The 19,763-nt window shown below is 62.2% G+C and carries 21 protein-coding genes and 2 tRNA genes; 7 read left to right on the top strand and 16 right to left on the bottom strand.

The features are described from left to right. Window position 1: 1 nt before the first annotated feature. From RYH70_RS07520 to RYH70_RS07490, 7 genes are all read right to left on the bottom strand, one after another. Entirely contained in the window at window positions 2–775 is a 774-nt protein-coding gene (locus RYH70_RS07520; RefSeq protein WP_022993998.1) for an ABC transporter permease, read from the bottom strand. Further along, window positions 772–1,713 (bottom strand): ABC transporter ATP-binding protein, encoded by a 942-nt coding sequence (locus RYH70_RS07515; RefSeq protein WP_022993997.1) that lies wholly within the window; start codon window positions 1,711–1,713, stop codon window positions 772–774. The genes RYH70_RS07520 and RYH70_RS07515 overlap by 4 nt, the downstream gene beginning before the upstream one ends. A gap of 105 nt (window positions 1,714–1,818) precedes the next feature. Next, the gene (locus RYH70_RS07510) at window positions 1,819–2,496 is read right to left on the bottom strand and encodes a histidine phosphatase family protein (protein WP_080530713.1); all 678 of its coding nucleotides are present in this window, start codon (window positions 2,494–2,496) and stop codon (window positions 1,819–1,821) included. A 104-nt stretch (window positions 2,497–2,600) separates the two neighbouring features. Further along, a complete protein-coding gene (locus RYH70_RS07505; RefSeq protein WP_022993995.1) occupies window positions 2,601–3,473 on the bottom strand; it encodes a hypothetical protein in 873 nt (290 codons plus the stop codon). Between the two features lie 100 nt (window positions 3,474–3,573). Then, window positions 3,574–4,263, bottom strand: a complete 690-nt coding sequence (locus RYH70_RS07500) for an ABC transporter ATP-binding protein (RefSeq protein ID WP_317009995.1) — start codon at window positions 4,261–4,263, stop codon at window positions 3,574–3,576. Further along, window positions 4,260–5,516 carry an ABC transporter permease gene (locus RYH70_RS07495; RefSeq protein WP_022993993.1) on the bottom strand — a complete coding sequence of 419 codons (1,257 nt, stop codon included), beginning with the start codon at window positions 5,514–5,516 and terminating at the stop codon, window positions 4,260–4,262. Before RYH70_RS07495 ends, RYH70_RS07500 begins: the two co-directional genes overlap by 4 nt. Further along, window positions 5,513–6,547 (bottom strand): efflux RND transporter periplasmic adaptor subunit, encoded by a 1,035-nt coding sequence (locus RYH70_RS07490; RefSeq protein ID WP_220387563.1) that lies wholly within the window; start codon window positions 6,545–6,547, stop codon window positions 5,513–5,515. Before RYH70_RS07490 ends, RYH70_RS07495 begins: the two co-directional genes overlap by 4 nt. Before the next feature lie 97 nt (window positions 6,548–6,644). Here RYH70_RS07490 and RYH70_RS07485 point away from each other — a divergent pair, with 97 nt between their 5' ends. Next, the gene (locus RYH70_RS07485; RefSeq protein WP_116028049.1) at window positions 6,645–7,349 is read left to right on the top strand and encodes a TetR/AcrR family transcriptional regulator; all 705 of its coding nucleotides are present in this window, start codon (window positions 6,645–6,647) and stop codon (window positions 7,347–7,349) included. A 20-nt stretch (window positions 7,350–7,369) separates the two neighbouring features. Here the strand turns inward: RYH70_RS07485 and RYH70_RS07480 are convergent, their stop codons facing one another. Continuing rightward, window positions 7,370–8,281: a LysR family transcriptional regulator gene (locus RYH70_RS07480; RefSeq protein ID WP_097059002.1), complete on the bottom strand. Its 912-nt coding sequence runs from the start codon at window positions 8,279–8,281 to the stop codon at window positions 7,370–7,372. Between the two features lie 99 nt (window positions 8,282–8,380). On the opposite strand from RYH70_RS07480, the gene RYH70_RS07475 reads away from it, so the two are divergent. Further along, window positions 8,381–9,274 (top strand): MBL fold metallo-hydrolase, encoded by an 894-nt coding sequence (locus RYH70_RS07475; protein WP_026948942.1) that lies wholly within the window; start codon window positions 8,381–8,383, stop codon window positions 9,272–9,274. A 19-nt stretch (window positions 9,275–9,293) separates the two neighbouring features. Here the strand turns inward: RYH70_RS07475 and RYH70_RS07470 are convergent, their stop codons facing one another. Next, the gene (locus RYH70_RS07470) at window positions 9,294–10,460 is read right to left on the bottom strand and encodes a hypothetical protein (protein WP_317009994.1); all 1,167 of its coding nucleotides are present in this window, start codon (window positions 10,458–10,460) and stop codon (window positions 9,294–9,296) included. Beyond that, the gene (locus tag RYH70_RS07465; protein ID WP_284455702.1) at window positions 10,457–10,960 is read right to left on the bottom strand and encodes a hypothetical protein; all 504 of its coding nucleotides are present in this window, start codon (window positions 10,958–10,960) and stop codon (window positions 10,457–10,459) included. Before RYH70_RS07465 ends, RYH70_RS07470 begins: the two co-directional genes overlap by 4 nt. A 272-nt stretch (window positions 10,961–11,232) precedes the next feature. On the opposite strand from RYH70_RS07465, the gene RYH70_RS07460 reads away from it, so the two are divergent. Next, window positions 11,233–12,093, top strand: a complete 861-nt coding sequence (locus tag RYH70_RS07460; RefSeq protein ID WP_317009993.1) for a universal stress protein — start codon at window positions 11,233–11,235, stop codon at window positions 12,091–12,093. A gap of 64 nt (window positions 12,094–12,157) precedes the next feature. On the opposite strand, the gene RYH70_RS07455 is transcribed toward RYH70_RS07460, so the two are convergent. Then, window positions 12,158–13,219, bottom strand: coding sequence for a hypothetical protein (locus RYH70_RS07455; RefSeq protein WP_317009992.1), 1,062 nt, complete (start codon window positions 13,217–13,219; stop codon window positions 12,158–12,160). 84 nt (window positions 13,220–13,303) lie between these two features. Continuing rightward, window positions 13,304–14,230 (bottom strand): LysR family transcriptional regulator, encoded by a 927-nt coding sequence (locus RYH70_RS07450; protein ID WP_055100548.1) that lies wholly within the window; start codon window positions 14,228–14,230, stop codon window positions 13,304–13,306. Window positions 14,231–14,363: 133 nt separating this feature from the next. Here RYH70_RS07450 and RYH70_RS07445 point away from each other — a divergent pair, with 133 nt between their 5' ends. From RYH70_RS07445 to RYH70_RS07435, 3 genes are all read left to right on the top strand, one after another. Beyond that, window positions 14,364–15,146 (top strand): SDR family oxidoreductase, encoded by a 783-nt coding sequence (locus RYH70_RS07445; RefSeq protein WP_082439295.1) that lies wholly within the window; start codon window positions 14,364–14,366, stop codon window positions 15,144–15,146. Between the two features lie 154 nt (window positions 15,147–15,300). Then, window positions 15,301–15,792 carry a DUF1097 domain-containing protein gene (locus tag RYH70_RS07440; protein WP_055100547.1) on the top strand — a complete coding sequence of 164 codons (492 nt, stop codon included), beginning with the start codon at window positions 15,301–15,303 and terminating at the stop codon, window positions 15,790–15,792. Window positions 15,793–15,809: 17 nt separating this feature from the next. After that, window positions 15,810–16,379, top strand: a complete 570-nt coding sequence (locus RYH70_RS07435) for a DoxX family protein (RefSeq protein ID WP_233918070.1) — start codon at window positions 15,810–15,812, stop codon at window positions 16,377–16,379. Window positions 16,380–16,615: 236 nt separating this feature from the next. Here the strand turns inward: RYH70_RS07435 and RYH70_RS07430 are convergent. Continuing rightward, window positions 16,616–16,691, bottom strand: a tRNA-Gly gene (locus RYH70_RS07430). A 213-nt stretch (window positions 16,692–16,904) separates the two neighbouring features. Next, window positions 16,905–16,980: transfer RNA gene (locus RYH70_RS07425), tRNA-Glu, on the bottom strand. Window positions 16,981–17,288: 308 nt separating this feature from the next. On the opposite strand from RYH70_RS07425, the gene RYH70_RS07420 reads away from it, so the two are divergent. After that, window positions 17,289–17,939, top strand: a complete 651-nt coding sequence (locus RYH70_RS07420) for a glutathione S-transferase family protein (RefSeq protein WP_116028055.1) — start codon at window positions 17,289–17,291, stop codon at window positions 17,937–17,939. On the opposite strand, the gene RYH70_RS07415 is transcribed toward RYH70_RS07420, so the two are convergent. Both RYH70_RS07415 and RYH70_RS07410 read right to left on the bottom strand, forming a co-directional pair. Beyond that, window positions 17,940–18,470: a GDYXXLXY domain-containing protein gene (locus RYH70_RS07415; protein ID WP_022993981.1), complete on the bottom strand. Its 531-nt coding sequence runs from the start codon at window positions 18,468–18,470 to the stop codon at window positions 17,940–17,942. Next, window positions 18,463–19,707 (bottom strand): DUF2157 domain-containing protein, encoded by a 1,245-nt coding sequence (locus tag RYH70_RS07410; protein ID WP_116028056.1) that lies wholly within the window; start codon window positions 19,705–19,707, stop codon window positions 18,463–18,465. The genes RYH70_RS07415 and RYH70_RS07410 overlap by 8 nt, the downstream gene beginning before the upstream one ends. Window positions 19,708–19,763: the final 56 nt, after the last annotated feature.

The raw sequence follows: 19,763 nt of genomic DNA, 5'->3' as shown, positions 1-19,763 counted from the left end.
CTCAGGCGCGGATACCGGTGCCACGGCGCAGCAGCCACAGGGCCAGAATGTAAAAGCCCAACACGAACAGCGCGATGGTCCCCAGGGACGTGTACACATTAACGTCACTGACCCCCAGAATACCGTAACGGAAGGCGTTGACCATGTAGACGATGGGGTTGGCCAGGGTCACCGTACGCCAGAAATCCGGCAGCAGCTCCAATGAATAAAACACCCCGCCCAGATAGGTCAGCGGCGTCAGCACGAAGTTGGGGATGATGCTGATGTCGTCGAAATTACGGGCGAACACCGCGTTGATGAAACCACCGAGGGAGAACAACGCCGCCGTCATCACCACCACCGACAGCGTGATCCAGGCATGCTGCAGCGTCAGATGGGTGAAGAACAGACTCAGCACGGTAACGATGCCGCCGACCATCAAACCGCGGGCGATACCGCCCACCATGTAGCCGGTGAGAATGACGTGGGCCGGCATCGGCGACACCATCATCTCCTCGATGGAATGCTGGAACTTGGTGGAGAAGAACGAACTGACCACATTGCCGTAGCTGTTCTGGATCACGCTCATCATGATCAGACCGGGCACGATGTATTGCATGTAATCGAAGCCGCCCATATCACCGATGCGGCTGCCCACCAGGTTGCCGAAGATGACGAAATACAGGGACATGGTGATCGCCGGCGGCAGCAACGTCTGCGGCCAGATACGCACGAAGCGCCGGATTTCCTTGGTCACCAGGGTGAGAAACGCCACCCACTGTTCAGTAAAACTCACGAGGCGGCCTCCTTGCCGGCAAGATCCGCGTTGCGTTCCACCAGTCGCACGAACAATTCCTCCAGCCGGTTGGCTTTGTTACGCATGCTCAGCACTTGAATGTCCTGTTCCGCCAGGGCACCGAACAGGCGATTGAGACTCTCGGTTTTCGGCACATCCACTTCCAGGGTGGCGGCATCACGCAGGCGCACGTGGAAACCGCACAACTCCGGCGCGCTTTGCAGCGGCCGTTGCAGATCAAGCACGAAGGTCTCCACCTGCAGCTTCTCCAGCAGGGATCTCATATCGGTGTTTTCGACGATCACGCCGTGGTCGATGATGGCGATGCGCCGGCACAGCGACTCCGCCTCTTCCAGATAATGAGTGGTGAGAATGATGGTGCGCCCTTGCTCATTCAGACCGATGAGAAAATCCCACATGGAGCGGCGCAACTCGATGTCGACGCCGGCGGTGGGCTCATCCAGGATCAGCAGCTCCGGTTCGTGCACCAGCGCGCGGGCGATCATCAGGCGGCGCTTCATGCCCCCGGAGAGCATGCGCGCGGCGGACTGGCGCTTCTCCCACAACCCGAGCTGACGCAGATATTTCTCCGCCTGGCGCCGGGCCTCGGCGATGGGGATGCCGTAGAACCCGGCCTGGGTGACGACGATGTCGTACACTTTCTCGAATTGATTGAAGTTGAATTCCTGCGGCACCACACCGATCTTCTTTTTTGCCAGTGCCCGCTCCCGGTCCAGGGAATGCCCGAAGATCTCGACCTCTCCGCCGCTCTTGTTCACCAGAGAACTGACGATGCCGATGGTGGTGGATTTGCCGGCGCCATTGGGGCCCAGCAATGCGAAGAACTCGCCTTTTTCAACGGTCAGGTCGATGCCCTTGAGCGCCTGGACACCGTTGCCGTAGGTTTTGGTCAGATTACGAATGGTCAAGGCCGACAAAAATCACCTCTCTTTCCGGTCTGGGGCGGAAAACGGATCCAATCCGAGTGCTTTACCAATCGGTGCGTAGCGAACGGTAGTTAATGGGGATAACCAAAGACAAAATCAAGCAGAGGCACGCAGCAAGCGGTGGCCACGTTCACCACGCCATACCCAGTGCATGCCGCCGTCCTGGAACCAGACCCACAGGCCTTCCATCATCCAAGGCCAATCGTCCTGGTTGATGGAGCGCCGCCCTTCCAGCTCCGCCACCAGCACCGCGAGAATGGTGTCATGGGTCACGTGCACCGCCAGTTCACCGCGGCCAGGCTCCCGGTCCCGCAAGTAGCCGGCCAGCTTGGCGCAGCCATCCGCCGGCGACAGCATGCCCTCGAACGGATTCTGCAAATGGCGATTGAGGAATCGCATGGCGCCCATCTTCAGAAAGGTGGGTCCCACCCGATTCATGTCCTGCACATAGCACCCCGGTTCCACCAGCGTGTTATCGGTGAGCACGTCCATGGGACGATCGATCAAACCGGCGCGCAGCGCGCCCTCGGCCATGGCCTTGGCGGTATCCACGCAACGTCCCACCGGGCTGGAATAAAACGCCGACACCGGGCGCGCCAGCTGCCCTCCCCAATCCCGGGCCAGTTCGATGCCTTCCGGCGTCAACGGCAAACGGTAATCCGCGAACCCGTTCTTGGCCAGCTCCCGAACCGAGTGGCGGGTCAACAAGTGCACCGGCCGGTTCGACGGCAATAAATTGAGTGCATGCAATAATCGAGGGTGTAATCGGGCCATGGCAGATCGTCTCGCTGTCCCGCACATCTTAGGGCCTGGGGGGATTTTCTGCACCCTTCTTGCCAGGAGTTATTGCAACGATTAACACCTCGATCGCCAACGGACTACCGCGAGCGCGGCGAGGCCGGCTCGATGCCGAACACCTGCTGAAGACGAGCACCGTCGATACCCTCTGCTCCACGCCAACCGGCCAACGGCAGCACGATATCCGAGCGCGGGCTGCCCTTCACCTGCTGATGGGCCGCGATCCGCTCGCTGTAGGGAATATGGCGATCCCAGGACGGATCGAGGATCGGGTTGGGGATCACTCCGACCTCCGCCAGCGCCTGCAGCATGCCGTAACGGGCGTACTTGTCGCTTTTGGGGATCAACTTGAGCCGCGCCAGATTCTTTTCCAATTCCCCCGGCGTGGTGTCCGGCGCCTGCGAGCCAATCACCTGGATCAGCCGCCGGAACACCGCCTCGTCATCAGCGCTGGGCGACGGTAACCCTTGCGCGGCGGCTGCCTCCAGATCAGGCAGAAAATTCGCCGGCAGCTCATTCCAGACATAGCCCAACGCCAGTCGCAGTGCCTGGTCGCTGAAGTTAACTTCGGACCTCTCAGCCAAACCGCAGTCCGGCAGGCCCGAATCGGTCCTGGGTGCACCGGACAAATGCCGGGCCCAGGCATAGGAGATCAATATCTGCCGCCCGCGTGGGTGGCTGCCGCCGACGCCGGCCACGAACGCGGCGGCCACCTGATCGGGTTCCAATCGGGCCGCGGCGGCGATAGCTCGTGCGATCAGATCGGCGGCGGACAGCGAGATGGTCTGCGCAGGCGCCCAGCCCAGCCGTTCCGCCTCGGCCAATTCCTCAGGCTCCGGCGGAACCGGGTCGACGGCCACGTTACCGGCACGGTTGAAACGGTAGCCGCAACAGCGCATTAACAGCGGCAACTCTTCCCCTTCGGGTATACGCTCGGGCCAGTCCTTTGCCATTTTCCTCTCCCATCGGTTTCATCAACGGCGTTTTTATACCATCGCGGCTGGCACACTTACACGCCACACCGCCAGCGAATTATGAGACAGCACGGGCGGCTCACTGGCCGCGATCCTGACCCTCGAGCCGGCCATCCACCAAATGCAGGCGCCGGTCCATGCGCGCCGCCAGCTCCATATCGTGGGTTACCGCGATTACCGTTTTACCGCGCTGATGCACCAGATCGTGAAGAATGGAGAAGACCTGTTCGGAACTGGCGCTGTCCAGGCTGCCGGTGGGCTCATCCGCCAGCACCAGGGGCGGATCGTTGGCCAGCGCCCGGGCCACCGCCACGCGCTGGCGCTGGCCGCCGGACAGTTGATGCGGCCGTTTGTGCAGATGCGCTTCCAGGCCCAGCACCGCCAACAGCTCGGCGGCGCGTTCGCGCTGCTCGCGGTCGTTGCGTTCACCCAGCTTGCGCATCGGCAGCATGACATTGTCCAGGGCGCTGAATTCCGGCAACAGAAAATGGAACTGGAATACAAACCCCAGGGTTCGCAAACGCAATGCGGCCCGGGCGACTTCGTCCAGCTCGGCGGTGTCCTGGTCAATCAACACCAGACGGCCCCGGGTTAACTGATCCAGCAGGCCAAGCAGGTACAGCAGCGAAGACTTGCCGGAGCCGGAGGGGCCGGTAATGGCGACGAATTCCCCACCGGATACCGTCAGGGAGACGTCGTCCACCAGCGTCACCGGCACGGTACCCGGGAGAATCCGCGTCAGGTGCTCACCACGCAACAATACGCTCATGACGCTCCCCGGATAATATCCACTGGATGCAGACGGGCGGCGCGACGGGCCGGCAGGTAACCGGCCATGGACGCCGAGGCCAGTGCGCATCCGGCCGCGACCAGGTAATGCCAGACATTCCAGGCCAGTGGCAGATGCGTCATCTCCTGGGCCACGCCGGCACCGGAGAGCTCGAAACGCACCATCGACATGGCCACGCACAACAGTGCGCCGATCATCCAGCCGATGACCGAGCCGGCAACCCCGAAGGCCACGCCTTCCGCCACGAACAACCGGCGTATGTCGCGCTCGGTAAAGCCCAGGGATTTGAGGATGGCGATGTCGCGGCTTTTTTCGTGGGTGATGGTGGAAATAATGTTGAAGATGCCAAACCCGGCCACCACCAGAATGGCGCCGACCACCGTGTACATGATCACATTGCGCACCACCAGCGCTTCCAGCAGGGATTCGTTGGCTTCCTGCCAGGCCACCGCCTTATAGCCGATCCGCCGCTCGGCCCGGCGCGCCACCTCCGGCGCCAGCGCCGGATCCGCCAGCCGCAGGCGAATGTCGTTGATGACATTGGGCCGGTCACTGAGAGTCTGGGCTTTGGTCAGCAGCACATACCCTTCCCCCTCGTCACGGGCGGTGGTGCCGGTATGAAACAGACCGGTGATCTTGAAGGAACGGGACTCACCGGTGGCGGACACCAGCGACACTGTGGTGCCCAGCCGGGCACCCAGTTTTTCCGCCAGGCGATCGCCGACCACCAGATTGTTGCCACCGAACGCCAGTGACTGGAAATCCCCGGCGATGAACTCTTCCGGCTTGATCGCCGCCACCGCCTGGGCCTGATCCGGCTCGATGCCGACCAGAGTCAGGCCCTGGTCCCGGCCGGCATAACGGACCACCCCCTGGGTACGCAGACTCCAGGCCAGTGAGCCCGGCACCCAACCGGAAAGGCGGGCGCGCACCTCCACCGGATTGAGAATGCCGCGCCGGTCCTCCTTCGGGCGCAGACCAGCGATGGCAACGGCATCGAAGCGATCCTGCACCGGCTGGCGCCGGGCATGACGAAATTCATCGGTGATCCGCACATGCGGCATGGCGTTGACCATCTGCTCGATCATGTCGTCCTCGCCTCCCTGCATCAGAGCCGCCATGGCAATGGAGAACCCGACGCCCAAAGCCACGCTGAGGACCGCCACCAGGGTCTGCCGGCCGCGTCCCAGCACATGGGAGCGGGCCAGATCCAGGACCACCGGCACCTTCATGGCGGCGCCTCCCGCCGCTCCGGGCGCACCCGGTCTCCGTGTTCCCGATCGTCCGGAAAGGGCACGATCACAGCGGTTTCCGCGGACACGCCGTCACGCACTTCCACCTGATCGATGCCGCGAATGCCCACCACCACCGATTCGATCACCACGCGGCCATCCCGGACCCACGCCAGCCGGTCACCGTCGAACGCATTCGCCGGCAACAGCCAGGCGTGGCGGGAAACCCGGGTGACGATATTGGCCTCCACCGTCATCCCCACCCTCAGCGGGGTGCGCTCCGGCAATGCCAGATAAACCCGGTAGGTCTTGGCCACCGGATCGCCCTTCGGGGTGATTCGTTCGACCCGGGCTTCCAGGGATTGCCCTGGAAAGGCGTCCGAGTTGAGCAGAACGTGCTGACCGGTCTCGACCTGGGGAATGTCTTCCTCATTGACTTCCGCCACTACCCACAGCGGCCGTGGCCGCCCTATCCAGAACAACGGCGTGTCCGGGCTGGCGATCTCTCCGGGTTCACCCTCATCGCGCAACACATGACCATCCATGGGCGCCCGTATCTGATGGTATTCCAACACGGTGCGTTGACGCTCCACCGCCGCTCGGGTCTGCTCCGCCTCGCTCCTGGCCTGGTCCAGCGCCTGGCGACTGACCGCGTTGCGGGCCGCCAGCACCTTGAGGCGCTGATAATCGATTTCCGCGCGCCGTTCCCTGGCCTCCAGTTCGGCCAGAGTGGCGCGGGCCTCGCGATCATCCAGGCTCGCCAATACCTGACCTTCACTGACCTGTTCCCCCTCGCAGCGGCAATGGGTTTGCAGACGCCCACTCACCAGCGGCGCCACCCGCGCCCAATAGCGAGGTTCCACTTCCCCGGTGGCGTAGACCACCTCGGCGGCATCGCCACGTTGCGGAGCCACCACCGTCACCGTCGGTGGCCGCCACAACCAGAACCACAGCAGCCCCAGGAATAGCATCAGCGCGAGCAACCACCCGAACCGCTTGAGCAAAACAGGCATACCGGAGAACCATTGCATCCCTTGCCCTCGCTGCTTAATCTGAGCACAGACCGACCGTCGGTTTATTACAGACAGACCGTCGGTCTGTCGTCAAGCCCACAGACAGGACACGGTGATGCCACGCACCCCGCAAAATCCGGAACGACGCCGGGATCAACTCCTGGATTGCGCCCAGGCTCTGTTCTTTGAGCAGGGTTATGAAGCCACCACCGTCAACCACATCCTGCAGCGCTCCGGCCTCTCCAAAGGGGGCTTCTATCATTATTTCGCCTCCAAGGAGGACATCCTGGAAGCCATTGTCGCGCGGGTGGCGGAACGTTCCGTGGCCCAGGTCAACGATTTGGTGGAACAGGACAACGGCGATGCCCTGACCCGGCTGAACGCCTTTTTGCGGCGCTCCCGGCAGCTCAAGCTGGAGACCGCGCCGCAGTTACGACCGCTGTTCAGCGTCATCTTCAGCCCCGGCCATCAGTCCTTGTTTCATCGCATCAACCAGGCCAATATGACGCTGGTTGGGCCGCTGCTGGCACGCCTCATCCAGCAGGGTATCGAGGAAGGCCGTTTCCAGGTGCCGGATGCCACCGCCGCGGCGGAAATCATCATGCAGTTGGGCGCCAGCACCTATGATGCGGTGGGCCGGGCGGTAGACGCCCAGGGCACGCCTGAAGCCAAGGCGGCGAACCAGGCGCTGGAGCGGCGTCTTCAGTTCCAGGGGCTGGCCATCGATCGTATTCTCGGCCTGCCGGATGGCAGCATCCGCTACATTGACCCCGGCTTCGTCGAGGCGCTAATGCGCCTGCTGGATGACACCGCTGAATAACCAACGGCGAACACCGGGTCTCAGTGCCACAGTGGATCCTGACCGAACCATTCCGCCAGATAATCCAGCAGCGCCCGTAACGCCGGCGGCATATGACGCCGTGAGCGGTAAATCGCGGAAATGGCCAGATCCTCGGGGCGCCAGTCCGGCAGCAACGCCACCAGGCGGCCGCTGTCGATCAGAGGCGCCGCCGCGTAAACCGGCTGCAGGGCAATACCCAACCCCGCGCTGGCGGCTTCCAGCAGTGCCATGGGATCGTTGGCGTTGAGGTTGCCTTCCACCGGCACCGACACCTCGCCGCCAGCGCCTTCACCATCATGACGCTGGAAACGCCAAAGACTTTTACCGAAATAGGAATAGGTCAAACAGTTATGGTCGGCCAGTGCCTCCACCCGCTCCGGCATGCCGCGCGCGGCCAGATAGGACGGCGATGCGCACACCACCGAAGCGCAATTGGCCAGGCGGCGGGCGATCAGATTGGGATCCAGCTGGTTGGTGATGCGGATCGCCAGATCAATGCGTTCTTCCACCAGATTCACCGGGTGATACCCCACCTGGAGGTCAATGGCGGTGTGCCGGTAGGTCTGCAGATAGCCGGTCAGCGCCTTACCCAGCGCCGCCTGGGCCAGCGACGGCGCGCACGCCACCCGCAACCGGCCACGTGGTTGGCCATCGTCGGTGCCGCCGAGGGTTTCGATATCCTCGGCCAGTGCCAGCATTTCCCGGCACCGGCTCAGCGCCCTTTCGCCCGCCTCGGTGAGACTCAGGCGCCGGGTGCTGCGGTGCAGCAGCCGGGCATCGGCCCATTGCTCCATTCGTGCCAGATAACGGGTGACTTGAGCCCGGGAAAGATCGAGCGCGCGGGCGGCGGCGGACAGACTGCCCTGCTCAACGATGCTGACAAACACCCTGGCGGCGATCAATCGATCCATATTGTTTCCAGATTCGCAACAGTGGTGTTCATTTTACAGGGTATTTGCATCCTTTATTGCAACTTACCATGAAGGCCTGACTCAATCAGGAGATCCTTTATGTCCCTCAAATCCATGCTCATCCAGGCGCTCGGTGGCGGCCTGCTGGCGTTGAGCGCCCTCACGGCCCAGGCGGCACCGCTGCATCTGGATGTGTATAACCCCGGCGAGGCGTCGGTGTTTCCGGTGACCTCCACTTTGATCACCGGCGAACGCGAAGCACTGCTGATCGACGCTCAGTTCCAGCGCGACGACGCTCAGGCTCTGGTGGACAAGATCCGGGCCAGCGGCAAGACACTGACCACCATCTACATCAGCCATAGCGATCCTGATTATTACTTCGGCCTGGACCTGATCCATGCGGCATTCCCGGCGGCCAAAATTCTCGCCACCGGTGAGACCCGCGCCAAGATTCTGGCCAACAAGGACCGTAAATTGGAGTACTGGGGGCCAATCCTGAAAGACAACGCGCCACGGCAAATTATTGTGCCGGACGCCATGGAAGGCGATCAGCTGGCACTGGAAGGTAAGTCACTGAATGTGATCGGCCTCGACGGGCCCGCCCCCGAGCGCACCGTGCTGTGGATCCCATCCCTTAAAACGGTGCTCGGCGGCGTACCGGTCTCGGCCAACATTCACGTGTGGATCGCCGATACGCAAACGGAAACATCACGCAGTAACTGGCTGACCCTGCTCGAACAACTGCAAGCACTGAACCCGGATCAGGTCATCCCCGGCCACTACCTGCCCAACGCCGATGGCACCTCGCCCTTCGACGGCCAGGCCCTGGCGTTTACCCGTGATTATCTCACTGCCTTCGAGAGCGAAGCAGCCCGCGCCGACAATGCGGCCGACCTGATCACCGCCATGCAACGACGTTACCCAACCCTTGAGGACAGCAGTTCCCTGGAACTCAGCGCCAAGGTGATCAAGGGAGAGATGAGCTGGCCCTGATGGGAAGGGATGCTCCGAGTCAGTCTGACGGATAGTATCCATTGAAGGGCGGCCTCTGGATCCACCATCGCGGTGTGTCGGCACGCCGGATCGGACAGCGCACCAGGGCACTGCCGTCAATGCTGATAGTGCGGCCATGCTCATGGCGCAAGACGGCGGAGGCCTGCCTCCCCGTGGCGCCACCGCGCAAGGCCGCGTCCTGTTCCGGCTTGTCACCGCAACGCAGTTGCAGAGTGCTGTGGAATTCACCCGGCGCCGGCGCCTCCCCCTCGGCCGTGAGCACGGCGCAGTATTGATCGAACCACTGCAGCGCCCCGCCGGACGGCCGCGACAAATCCAGGGACACCCGTTCGTCAGCGCCGCCACGATCGCACCCTCTGGCCTGGCGCGCGTAAACGCCGTCATAGAACCGGCCCGCCCGTCGCCGGTACGGCTCCGCCGGATCAGGCACTTCATCGACCCTCTGAACAGACAGTACCTGGCGAATCTCCCGCCGTTCCCGCCGGGGGTCCGCCAGTACCATCGCTTCCACCTTACAGAGGGCGTCCTCGCGGCAAGCCGCTTTAACCGGGTTCAGGATCGCACTGCCGGCGGGGATAGAGCAGTGATAGTCGCCTTTAATGACCATTCCGGTCTCACCGGAGGCCGTCCGCGGATAGCCGTAGCACAGCGCCCATTGCAGAGCCTCCGGTTCCACGGTGGGTGTCATCCGTGCCCGAATCGCCGGTGGAATCCGGTCCGCCTCGGAAGGGCAAGGCTCATACCGGGTGGCGATACGCTCCCCCTCCATATACCAGTCCGCCCCCTGCACGCCCGGCTCCACCCCGGAAGAGAAACAGGCCGCCGCCGGCGCGCCCCGCGGTGAGATCAGCAACGCCCAACTAACGTCGCCGCCACTGGCCGGGTCGAAGGCATGCATAAGCAGGCCATGGTCCGTTACCAGGATTTTCCCGGCGACCCCATCGCGGGTCTCAACCAGAAGGGCCTGGCGAATGCCGGGATCTTCCACCGCCGCGGTGACCGCGGCTTCCACTAAGGGGGCATCCAGGAAGGAGGCGCCGTCGACGTCATCCCACGGATACCGGCCCGCGTAACGATCCAGGGCCGCCGCCGTATCCGCGCTGCCAACAGCGGGCAGCACCATTAACGTGGCGGCCGCCACCGCCAGCCATTTCCTTTGATTCATGCCGGACGCCCCTTTTTCCGCCCAGATCCGCTTTCACCGCGCGCCTTGCGCAACAGAATACCGCCGACAATCAACCCCGCGGCGCCGATCACCGTGTAAGGCAACGCCATGGCCAGCAGCCAGAACCAGAATGCGGTGGAGGCATCACTTTCCGCCCGGGAGCCGGGGTTGATCAGGGCTCCGAGGTCCAGCCCCGAAAACAACAGAGTGGAAACGATGTTCAGCAGCAACACCGCGCCCAGTATCACCAGCCCCCAGCCGATCAGCCGTTTCATCACGGAGATCCGCGCCAGCCATACGGCGCTGGCAACGGCCACTACCAGTTGAATCACCAGCGCCGCGATGATCACGTAATGGAACGCCGTGGGATCCTCGGCCAGCCACTGGGGCTCGGCACCAAGAACGGGAGAGAGGAAGGGAGCGACAATGCCAAAACTGACCCGCCCGATGACAACACCGAAAAGAATCCCCGCCAGCCACCTGATCCATGTGGATTTCATTCGGTCCCTGCCTTGTTTGTAAAAGCCGATGGGAGATATCGGGTTTGGCGCGCAATCGCACCCGGCCAATAGTAAACGGATGTGGTCGGACGCACCAAGCATATTGAGCGCCGTACCGGCGGTGGCGAACGCCCTTTTCGCGGGCGGGGGTCGGCCGGGATTTTGAGCAGGATCAACTCTCCCGCCATCCGCTGGCGTACTGTCGAATTGTGGCCCCGTGAATGTTCACGGCGCCGTCATCAACCCCGCCACGCCTGTCGGGAGGAGGTTCCATGTTCACCACCGCACTTGTCGCCCTGGACCAGTCACCCGCCGCGCCGCCCACGCTGGCCCGTGTGGCGGATCTGAGCAGCTGGGGTATCAAAAAAGTGATTCTCGCCCATGTGGTGCGAGTCGGGTACAACCAGTTCGCCGCCTACGACCACGGTGAGAATTACCGCGAATGGCTGGAACGCTGCGCCGAGCCGCTCAAGGAAGCGGGCCTCGAGGTTACAGTCTGCGTGCGGATCTCCGGTCTGGTGGCCGATGAGTTACTGGCCATCGCCGCGGAGTTCAGAGCGGATTTGCTGCTCATCGGGTCCCGGGCGCACAGTCGCGTCAGCAACCTGTTTCTGGGTAGCGTCGCCCGTGACCTGATCCGCAAGACCACCCTCCCGCTGTTTCTGGAATGGATTGCTCCCGAAGCGGACGACACCGGAGCCCAGGACATGCCCCCCAGCAAGTCGGCGCTGGGCCACGTGCTGTTGGCCACGGACCTGTCCAAATACGCCAGCGGCGCGGAAAACCTCATCCGGGAGTTGTCCACCCAGGCCAAGCGCATCGATCTGCTAACCGTGCTAACCCCCGACGGCCTGAATAACACCCCGGCCTTGCCGGTGATGGCCCTAGCGGCACTGAATCACATTCGTGACTACCTACCCGACGAGGCAGGAGAGGTCAGTGTGCTGACAGAGCGTGGAGCCCCGGCGGAAACCATACTGCGCATCGCCGCCGAGCGAGACTGCACCTTGATCATTATCGGCAAGCACGGTCAGGGCTGGCTGGAAAGCAAGCTCGTCGGCACCACCGCCACCGAAGTCTGCGAAGCGGCGCGGCGCCCGGTGCTGGTGGCGCCCCTGCTGGATCATCAATAGCAACGATGGCGACGCCAGGCAGGTCGATTCTGAACGGGATGGTGGCAGGAGCCGGCGGGACCGCTCAGCAATCGTATTGAGGTTCCGGGATCCGCAGCGGGCGGTTCAGGATCCTGCTGAGATGGGAGGCGAGATCGTCCAGTGTGTCCATGTCGCCGTGGGATCCTGAAATACTCACTTCCCTCTCCATTCCATCAGTGGCTTGAAAGACAGCGGTCAAGGCAGCGCCACCCCCACCCTTGGCCGGTCGAAGCTTTTGCAGGCGAAGCGCGACAATGCACTGAGCCGGTATGATGTGCAGCTGCCGCGAGCAAACGATCAAGGCCTTGCGGTCCGGCGAATGGCCGACCTGACCCAAAAAATTGTCCTGATCCAGAGGAGGCAGGCAAACGAAATCCTGGCCGTTGTCGCCAGGGGCACTGGCCCACAATGCCCGCAGTGTTGATGCCAGCGCCGTCCCACCCACTTTGTCCAAAGGGGTAAAACCTCTCAACCATTCTCTTTCCTGCACCGTCATCGGGCGACGATAGCCGGGCTCGATATAAATTGAGCAGGCGGTTTTCAGCCGCCGGTCTCGCTCATGGGCCGGGATGTTCCTGTTCCACCCCGAGGGTTGGAGCTTTGGCGGCCAGACGGTCAGCGAAATACGAGCCGGACCGGCACGCCAGATCGAGGAGACCGTATTGTTGCGAACTCCGATTGGAGCCGGACTCAGCAGTTCGGCCATGCGACGATGAGCATGACGAAGGTTGGCGAGGGGATCCGTTTTGATCCAGATGCTCCCGCTGAACCCTTGAGGCACCTGATCGCGCAACGCTATCCGGGAGAGTTGCGGAGAGATGGGATAGAGCAAGCCGTCGAGAGACAAGGGACAAGGCATGATCGGGCTTTGCTCCCAGTCGTAGGCGGGATGACGAACCAGGCCGAAGCGGTCAATGAGTTCCTGGCAGCTTGCCCGCCAGGGGAAGCCGAGGCTGTCCAGCATATCCTGAATGGTGTTTTCCGCACCCGGGGCCCAGGGCAGCTCGAGGTCAGTCGGACGGTCTACAATCGGCGGCCTCTCTTCACGCACTCCGAAAAGTTCGCGCAGCTTGCGAAAAACGCCCGAAAATTCAGGGCTTGTCATTGAGGGCTCCTCATTCAAGGGGATACTGGCACGGCGACTACCCCTCTTTACTGTATGGACAGCACGATGGACAGGATCACATTCTTATTCACTATTATCCGGATGCCCTGTCTCACCGAATTTTTCGCGATATATGTCTCGAGCCCAATCGATGAATACGCGCACTCTGGGAGAAAGCTGCCGATGAAATGGGTAGAGCGCACTGACGGGCAGTGCGGGACAGGTCCATTCAGGCAGCACTTGGACTAGACGTCCAGCCCGCAGGTGCTCTTCCAGCCGGAAACGAGGCACCTGAATCAGCCCGCAGCCGGCGAGTGCAGCGCTCGTGTAACACTCTGCATCACTCACCGAAATCCAGCCACTCGCTTCGAATTCAGCCACCTTACCGTCCACTATGACGGTGAAGGGATAACGGCTGTCATTGCCCCGGGAAAAAAAGCCAATCCCCTGGTGCTGCACCAATTCACGCGGATGTTCGGGGGTACCGTATCGAGCCAGATACTCCGGACTGGCGCAGATGATCTCCGGCATGTCCGCCAACTTTCTGACCACCAGCGACGAATCGCGTGGCCGGCCAGCTCGTACCACGCAGTCAATACCTTCTTTGACCAGACTTACCAGGCGGTCGCCACTGCTGATAACGACATCAATTCGGGGATAGCGCGCTCTGAACTCGCCGATACGCGGCAGGATGATCATCGTCGCATGCGCCCCATGGAGATCCAGCCGTAACGTCCCGTGGGGATTGGCTATCTGGGTGCTCAGGCACGTTTCCGCCTCCTCCAGTTCAGCCAGGACGCGCCTGCTGCGTTCGTAGAAGGCCTGTCCATCCAGGGTCGGTTTCACCTGACGTGTGGTGCGATCCAGCAGGCGGGCCCCCAACCGCTTCTCGAGCGCCTTGATCGTATGTGTTGCCGTAGCACGCGGGATATTCAGCACATTGGCGGCTTCGGTGAAGCTGCCGAGTTCCACAATGCGAGTGAACAGCTGCAAAGCATCGAAGCGGTCCATACCAATCCAATTGTTGATACTTCTTGAATTAAGAAGCCAATTTAACCTCATTTATTCATTAATGCTCAATCCGCACCATCGACTCCATAGCGCCTGCTATATCGTCACGCGGGATCGACGAGTGTCTACCACCATGCACATCAAGGAAACCATCATGAGTACCAGCAAGTCATCCACCGTACCACCGCCGGTCCGGACAGCCATTATTACCGGCGCCTCCCGAGGCATCGGCCGCGCCATCGCACTGCGCCTGGCCGCCGATGGCTTCAAAATCGCCGTCAATTACTCAGGCAATGCAGCCAGGGCTCAGGAAGTCGTCTCGGCCATCGAAGCGGTGGGTGGGGAAGCGGTCGCCGTGCGGGCGGATGTATCCCAAGCGGCGGACGTACAACGACTCTTTGCCACGACGCAGGGTGCCTTCGGTGCCATCGGTGTGGTCGTCCATAGCGCTGGTGTGATGACTCTGGCCCCCATCAGTCCCGAGAGTGTCGAGACTTTCGATCGCGTTGTTGAAACCAATCTTCGCGGTGCCTTCCTGGTGCTGGGGCAGGCAGCTCAGAAATTGCAAGCCGGTGGCCGAATTCTCGCGCTGTCGACCAGCGTGATCGCCAAGGCCTTCCCTGAATACGGCCCCTACATAGCAGCTAAGGCCGGTGTCGAAGGTTTGGTTCATGTGCTGGCCAATGAATTGCGTGGCCGCGGCATTACGGTCAATGCGATCGCCCCCGGTCCCGTCGCCACCGAACTGTTTCTCAAAGGCAAGACCGACGAACAGATTGCCCAGCTCAGCAAGGCATCTCCCCTGGAGCGTCTGGGACAGCCCGAAGACATTGCCCGCGTGGTGTCGTTCCTGGTCGGCGCCGATGGGGGCTGGGTCAATTCTCAAATCGTGCGCGCCAACGGCGGGTTCGCCTGAGCGTACGCCGCTTCAACCCGCCAGGAGTCAAGCTTATGAACCTCACCATTTTGATCACCGGTGCCTCCACCAAAGGGCTCCATGATTTTGCGCACAGTGGCCGCCCTGTCACCTATATCGCCGTGCCCCGTTTATGCGCCCCGGGAGGTGCGTAATGGCCAATAACGCACTGTCTGACCATCTGAAAATAGTGATTGGCGAGTCGGTCATCGCATCATCGGCCGCCACACTGAGCGTGATGGCTTTCGAAGTCCCGGTGTGGGCCATGTTTGTCGGCTGGATTTCGTTCTTCACCCGTGGACTGAACCTGAAACAGGGAGTCATCAACCTGGCCTGCGTGCTGATCGGCGTCGCCTTGGGCATCGGCGCAGCCCAGGTCATGGCGGTTCTGACACCGCTTCTGGGAAGCTACGCCATCAGCGCGGTGGTGTTCGCCGTCACCGTAATTGCGCTGTCCCTGGCCAAGGCGCCCGTATTCAACAATCTGCTTGGTTTCTTCCTGGGCCTGGTGGCGTACTTCGCCTCGCACCAGCCCCCATCAGTCATGGCGTTCGGAATCTTGGCTCTGGCCGCGACGCTGGGTGCGGCAGCCGCCTTTGCTGCGTTTTCGCTACAAAAGAAAATCCAGCGAAACGCAGCGCATTGACCGCGAAGGAGATTCACATGAAACGAATCCCAATCATTTGTTGTGCCGAGCCGGATCAACGTCCAAACACCGGACTTTACGCATCACCAACCCAATCCGAGACTGCTTCCAAAGAAACGAATAAAACTTATGAGCGCCTGTTGTTTCCACGGCTAGGCGTGCTTTATGAGCGTGCGGAACCGGTCCTGTACGCAATGCTGCGTTTTGCCTTCGGCGCCGTCCTGTTCACCCACGGCCTTCCCAAAGCCCTGGGGACATCTCACGGCTCCATGGCTGACCCGATGGCAGGCTCCGTCAACCTGATCCAGAACGTCATGGGTTTGCCATTCGCACCACAGCTGGCCTTTTTGGTCATGCTACTTGAAACCGTTGGCGCCCTCATGCTGGCTATTGGACTATGGGCTCGCCCGGTCGCGTTCATCATCACGTTGCAAATGGCGGGTATCAGCTACGCGCTCGGTCCCACCTGGCCCTGGATCGATCGCGGTATAGAGTTTCCGGTATTGATGGGGTTTCTTGCGCTCTATATTGCGGTGCGCGGTAGCGGCCATTTCGCGGTCGATCGCAAGCTCAGACTTGTCATCTAAAGGAAATTGGAGCGGGAAACGAGATTCGACCGGGCTGGCGCACCAGCTCGCGATCCCAACCAATAAAAGGCGGGGTCGCCCTGCTAAGCACGACGATGCTTTACGAATCCCGAAAGTAGATTGGAGCGGGAAACGAGATTCGATCGGGCTGGCGCACCAGCTCGCGATCCCAACCAATAAAAGGTGGGGTCGCCCTGCTAAGCACGACGGTGCTTTACGAATCCCGAAAGTAGAATTGGAGCGGGAAACGAGATTCGAACTCGCGACCCCAACCTTGGCAAGGTTGTGCTCTACCAGCTGAGCTATTCCCGCTTGTCACTGCTTCGCCTGAACGAAAATAGTGGCGTCCCCTAGGGGAGTATTCACCGCTGCGCGGCTCACCCCTTCGGGGCTGTCTTCGCAAGCGAAGACATTCCGTGTCCCCGGCTTTGCCGGTGACCGGTCGAACCCCACTAATGAAGGTTCGACTCTTGGGTTCCAATCAACGAAGTGCCAGTTCGCGGACCGTTACCGAACCCGATTCAGTGGCGTCCCCTAGGGGAGTCGAACCCCTGTTACCGCCGTGAAAGGGCGGTGTCCTAGGCCACTAGACGAAGGGGACCCGGACTTGTCGGCCAATCCCGTTGCGGGACTGCCCTGTCAAGCGGCGCGTAGTCTAGGAATCCGGGCCGGCAGCGTCAAGGGGAAATTCCCCCGGTCGACACCGTTCGTTCATAATCCGTTCAATCTCGGCGATTCCGACGGTTTTCCCCTGACCGGGCGGTCCCCTGTTGACCCTTCCGCGACACTGCTATATGCCTGTTACCCCAGCCGCCCGTCGGATTCACGGGTTGAGATCCGCCTGCGGCCGGCCCGCTTTCGAGTGGGCCGCACCAGGCCCAACATCACAATAGAGACCGGGAGATCCCAATGACCATCAAACTGTATGGCGCCATGCTGTCGCCGTTCGTGCGTAAAACCCGCGTGGTACTGGCCCTCAAAGGCGTGGAACATGAGACCGTCAACGTGGACCCGCGCAACGCGCCGGACTGGTATCGGGACCTCAACCCGCTGGGACGCATCCCGGCACTGGACTACGACGGCCAGATTCTCGCCGATTCCGGGGTGATTTGCGCCTTTCTGGAGAAGAAACACCCCGAGCCGTCCCTCTACCCGGAGGATCCCTACGAGTACGCCCGCACCCTGTGGTTCGAGAAATTCGGCGACTACGAGCTGGGCGTCAACTGTACCTTCGGCGTGTTCTTCAACCGGGTGGTGCGGCGTCTGATGGGCAAGGAAGTGGATGAAGCGGCGGCGCAGAAAGCGCTGCAGGGCGCGGTGCCACCGCTGCTCGAGTACCTGGATCGGGAACTGGAAGGCAAGACCTACTTCGCTGGCGAACGGCTCACCGTCGCCGATATCGCCGTGGCCAGCCAGTTGGTGAACTTCCAGCACGCCGGTGAAGGGGTCGACCAGTATCCCAACCTGGCCGCCCACAAGGAACGCCTGCACGCCCTGGAGCCGTTCACCCAGACCATAGCCAAGGAAAGCGGCTTCCTCACCAAGGTCCTCGGCGGCTGATCAGGGCGGCCCTCCAGCCCCCTCGCCCGTGCCCTCCCCGGTGTCCTCCACGGACACCAGGGCGGCACGGCCATCGGTGGCGATACGCACCCGCGCCAGACCGCCCTGCCGTAATCGCCGCTCCAGTTCCAGCGCCTTATCCTTTGGCGCGAAATAGGCTTCGATACCGTATTCCACCGTCACCGAACCCACCCGCACCGCGCGGATATGCCCGCGAATAAAATCGCCCGGCGGCGGTGAATAACGGGTATCAACGGCTTTCCACACCCGCCCTTTCCGGCGCAACTGCACATACACTTCCCGCCCTACCCGCGGCACTCCCACTTCCGGCATCGGCGCCTCACTGATGTCGTAGCGCAGGCGGGCATAGTTGCCGCGCAACAAATCACGCGGATCCACCGGCACCGTGCGCAGCACCACTTCCTTGCCGAACCAGACCGGATACCGCGCATAGCCCAGCAAACCGAGCAGCACCAGAACCTGCAACACCAGCGCCGCCACCAGGGCGCGCAGCCGCCAGCGCCTAGTCATGGGCCACCTCCGGATCGCGCTGGCGCCAGTAGCGGGCGCCAGCGTAGAGAATGCCGGCCATGACCAGGAACAACAGGGCCGCCCCCAGGTAATCTCCAATCAGATCGACATAACGCAACAGCGCCAATACCGCCACCGTGCCCAAACCGGCGAAGAAACGGCGCTGGTCGGCGCGCAGCAATCCCTGGCGTATCCAGGCCATGGCCACCAGCAGAACCACCAGATTGGCCGCCACGCTCCAGTACAGGCTCTGTTCCGGCCGACCCAGACCATGCGCCAGCAGCACCCCGGCCAGCGCCAACCAGGGCAGGATGCCACGGGGCTTGAGGGCGATCGCCGCCAGCAGCAGCGGCAGCGCCGCCCACAACCCGGGATCCAGCCAGCCCCAGTGGCTGTGCAGATATTCTTTCCAGAGGTCCTCGAACGTCAGCGGCAACAGCACCAGCAACGACAACCGTCCAAGCCACGGCAAGGGTGCCCAACGCGAGTCCCCGCGCAGCTCCAGCCGCTGGCAGAGCACCTGAGCCAGGACCAGAAGAGCAAGATTGAAGGTCAGGTGGCCAGCCCGCCAATGGGGCCCGAAATCGGTGTGGAACACCCAGGACAACATCAGGTTGAGCCACAACACCAGAGCCGCCAGCACCGGCAGCATCACCACATTGGAATGGCGGCGCCAGGCCAGCCAGCCGGCCACACCGAGAAACACGATGCCAGCCCAGGGTGGCGAGAACGGGGTTTCCATCACCATCCACAGGGCGGTGAGCGCCACCAGCAGCAGTGTCACCAGCAGGCGCCGGGAGAAAAAGGCCACCGGCAACGTGCCGATCATCCACAACAGCACGCCGTTGGGGAAATGCTCGCCAAGGTGGTACATCTGCCCCACCAGCATGATCGAAGCGCCATAGCAGACCGCGCCGAGAAACAGCCAGCCGCCCCCCTCGCCATGACGCCCCCAGCGCCACACCCCTACCCCGTTGGTGGCCACGGTGAGGGCCAGCAGAGCGGCGAAGCGCACGCCCCGGGGCAGACCGTCCCAATGGGCGGACACCACCAGCAGCAGCGCCAGGCCGATGAACAGCAGAGCACAGGCGGTCAACACTCGCGCGCCCAGGGAGCCGCCACTGGCTTCCAGACCGTTGCCATAACGGGCCAGAATGCGCCGGGCCTGATCCTCCTCGATCAGCCCCTCGGCCAGCCACTGTTGCATCTCCCGGCGCAGAGCGTCTTTACGTATCACGTTGTTCCCAATCCTTTTGGTGCGGGCTTCCTGAGCATGCTAGCACGCTGGGTGCG

The organism is Alloalcanivorax xenomutans (assembly GCF_032810065.1).
GTDB lineage: Bacteria > Pseudomonadota > Gammaproteobacteria > Pseudomonadales > Alcanivoracaceae > Alloalcanivorax > Alloalcanivorax xenomutans.
The sequence above is the reverse complement of the archived record's forward strand: the minus strand, read 5'-3'. Positions and strand labels throughout refer to the sequence as shown.

What these genes read in the sequence shown, in the direction of transcription:
- RYH70_RS07450 (WP_055100548.1), bottom strand. Translation starts at nt 14,230, where the DNA reads ATGGACCGCTTCGATGCTTTGCAGCTGTTCACTCGCATTGTGGAACTC.
- RYH70_RS07460 (WP_317009993.1), top strand. Translation starts at nt 11,233, where the DNA reads ATGTTCACCACCGCACTTGTCGCCCTGGACCAGTCACCCGCCGCGCCG.
- RYH70_RS07445 (WP_082439295.1), top strand. Translation starts at nt 14,364, where the DNA reads ATGCACATCAAGGAAACCATCATGAGTACCAGCAAGTCATCCACCGTA.
- RYH70_RS07480 (WP_097059002.1), bottom strand. Translation starts at nt 8,281, where the DNA reads ATGGATCGATTGATCGCCGCCAGGGTGTTTGTCAGCATCGTTGAGCAG.
- RYH70_RS07495 (WP_022993993.1), bottom strand. Translation starts at nt 5,516, where the DNA reads ATGAAGGTGCCGGTGGTCCTGGATCTGGCCCGCTCCCATGTGCTGGGA.
- RYH70_RS07475 (WP_026948942.1), top strand. Translation starts at nt 8,381, where the DNA reads ATGTCCCTCAAATCCATGCTCATCCAGGCGCTCGGTGGCGGCCTGCTG.
- RYH70_RS07490 (WP_220387563.1), bottom strand. Translation starts at nt 6,547, where the DNA reads ATGCAATGGTTCTCCGGTATGCCTGTTTTGCTCAAGCGGTTCGGGTGG.
- RYH70_RS07485 (WP_116028049.1), top strand. Translation starts at nt 6,645, where the DNA reads ATGCCACGCACCCCGCAAAATCCGGAACGACGCCGGGATCAACTCCTG.
- RYH70_RS07510 (WP_080530713.1), bottom strand. Translation starts at nt 2,496, where the DNA reads ATGGCCCGATTACACCCTCGATTATTGCATGCACTCAATTTATTGCCG.
- RYH70_RS07500 (WP_317009995.1), bottom strand. Translation starts at nt 4,263, where the DNA reads ATGAGCGTATTGTTGCGTGGTGAGCACCTGACGCGGATTCTCCCGGGT.
- RYH70_RS07455 (WP_317009992.1), bottom strand. Translation starts at nt 13,219, where the DNA reads ATGACAAGCCCTGAATTTTCGGGCGTTTTTCGCAAGCTGCGCGAACTT.
- RYH70_RS07420 (WP_116028055.1), top strand. Translation starts at nt 17,289, where the DNA reads ATGACCATCAAACTGTATGGCGCCATGCTGTCGCCGTTCGTGCGTAAA.
- RYH70_RS07415 (WP_022993981.1), bottom strand. Translation starts at nt 18,470, where the DNA reads ATGACTAGGCGCTGGCGGCTGCGCGCCCTGGTGGCGGCGCTGGTGTTG.
- RYH70_RS07435 (WP_233918070.1), top strand. Translation starts at nt 15,810, where the DNA reads ATGAAACGAATCCCAATCATTTGTTGTGCCGAGCCGGATCAACGTCCA.
- RYH70_RS07505 (WP_022993995.1), bottom strand. Translation starts at nt 3,473, where the DNA reads ATGGCAAAGGACTGGCCCGAGCGTATACCCGAAGGGGAAGAGTTGCCG.
- RYH70_RS07470 (WP_317009994.1), bottom strand. Translation starts at nt 10,460, where the DNA reads ATGAATCAAAGGAAATGGCTGGCGGTGGCGGCCGCCACGTTAATGGTG.
- RYH70_RS07465 (WP_284455702.1), bottom strand. Translation starts at nt 10,960, where the DNA reads ATGAAATCCACATGGATCAGGTGGCTGGCGGGGATTCTTTTCGGTGTT.
- RYH70_RS07440 (WP_055100547.1), top strand. Translation starts at nt 15,301, where the DNA reads ATGGCCAATAACGCACTGTCTGACCATCTGAAAATAGTGATTGGCGAG.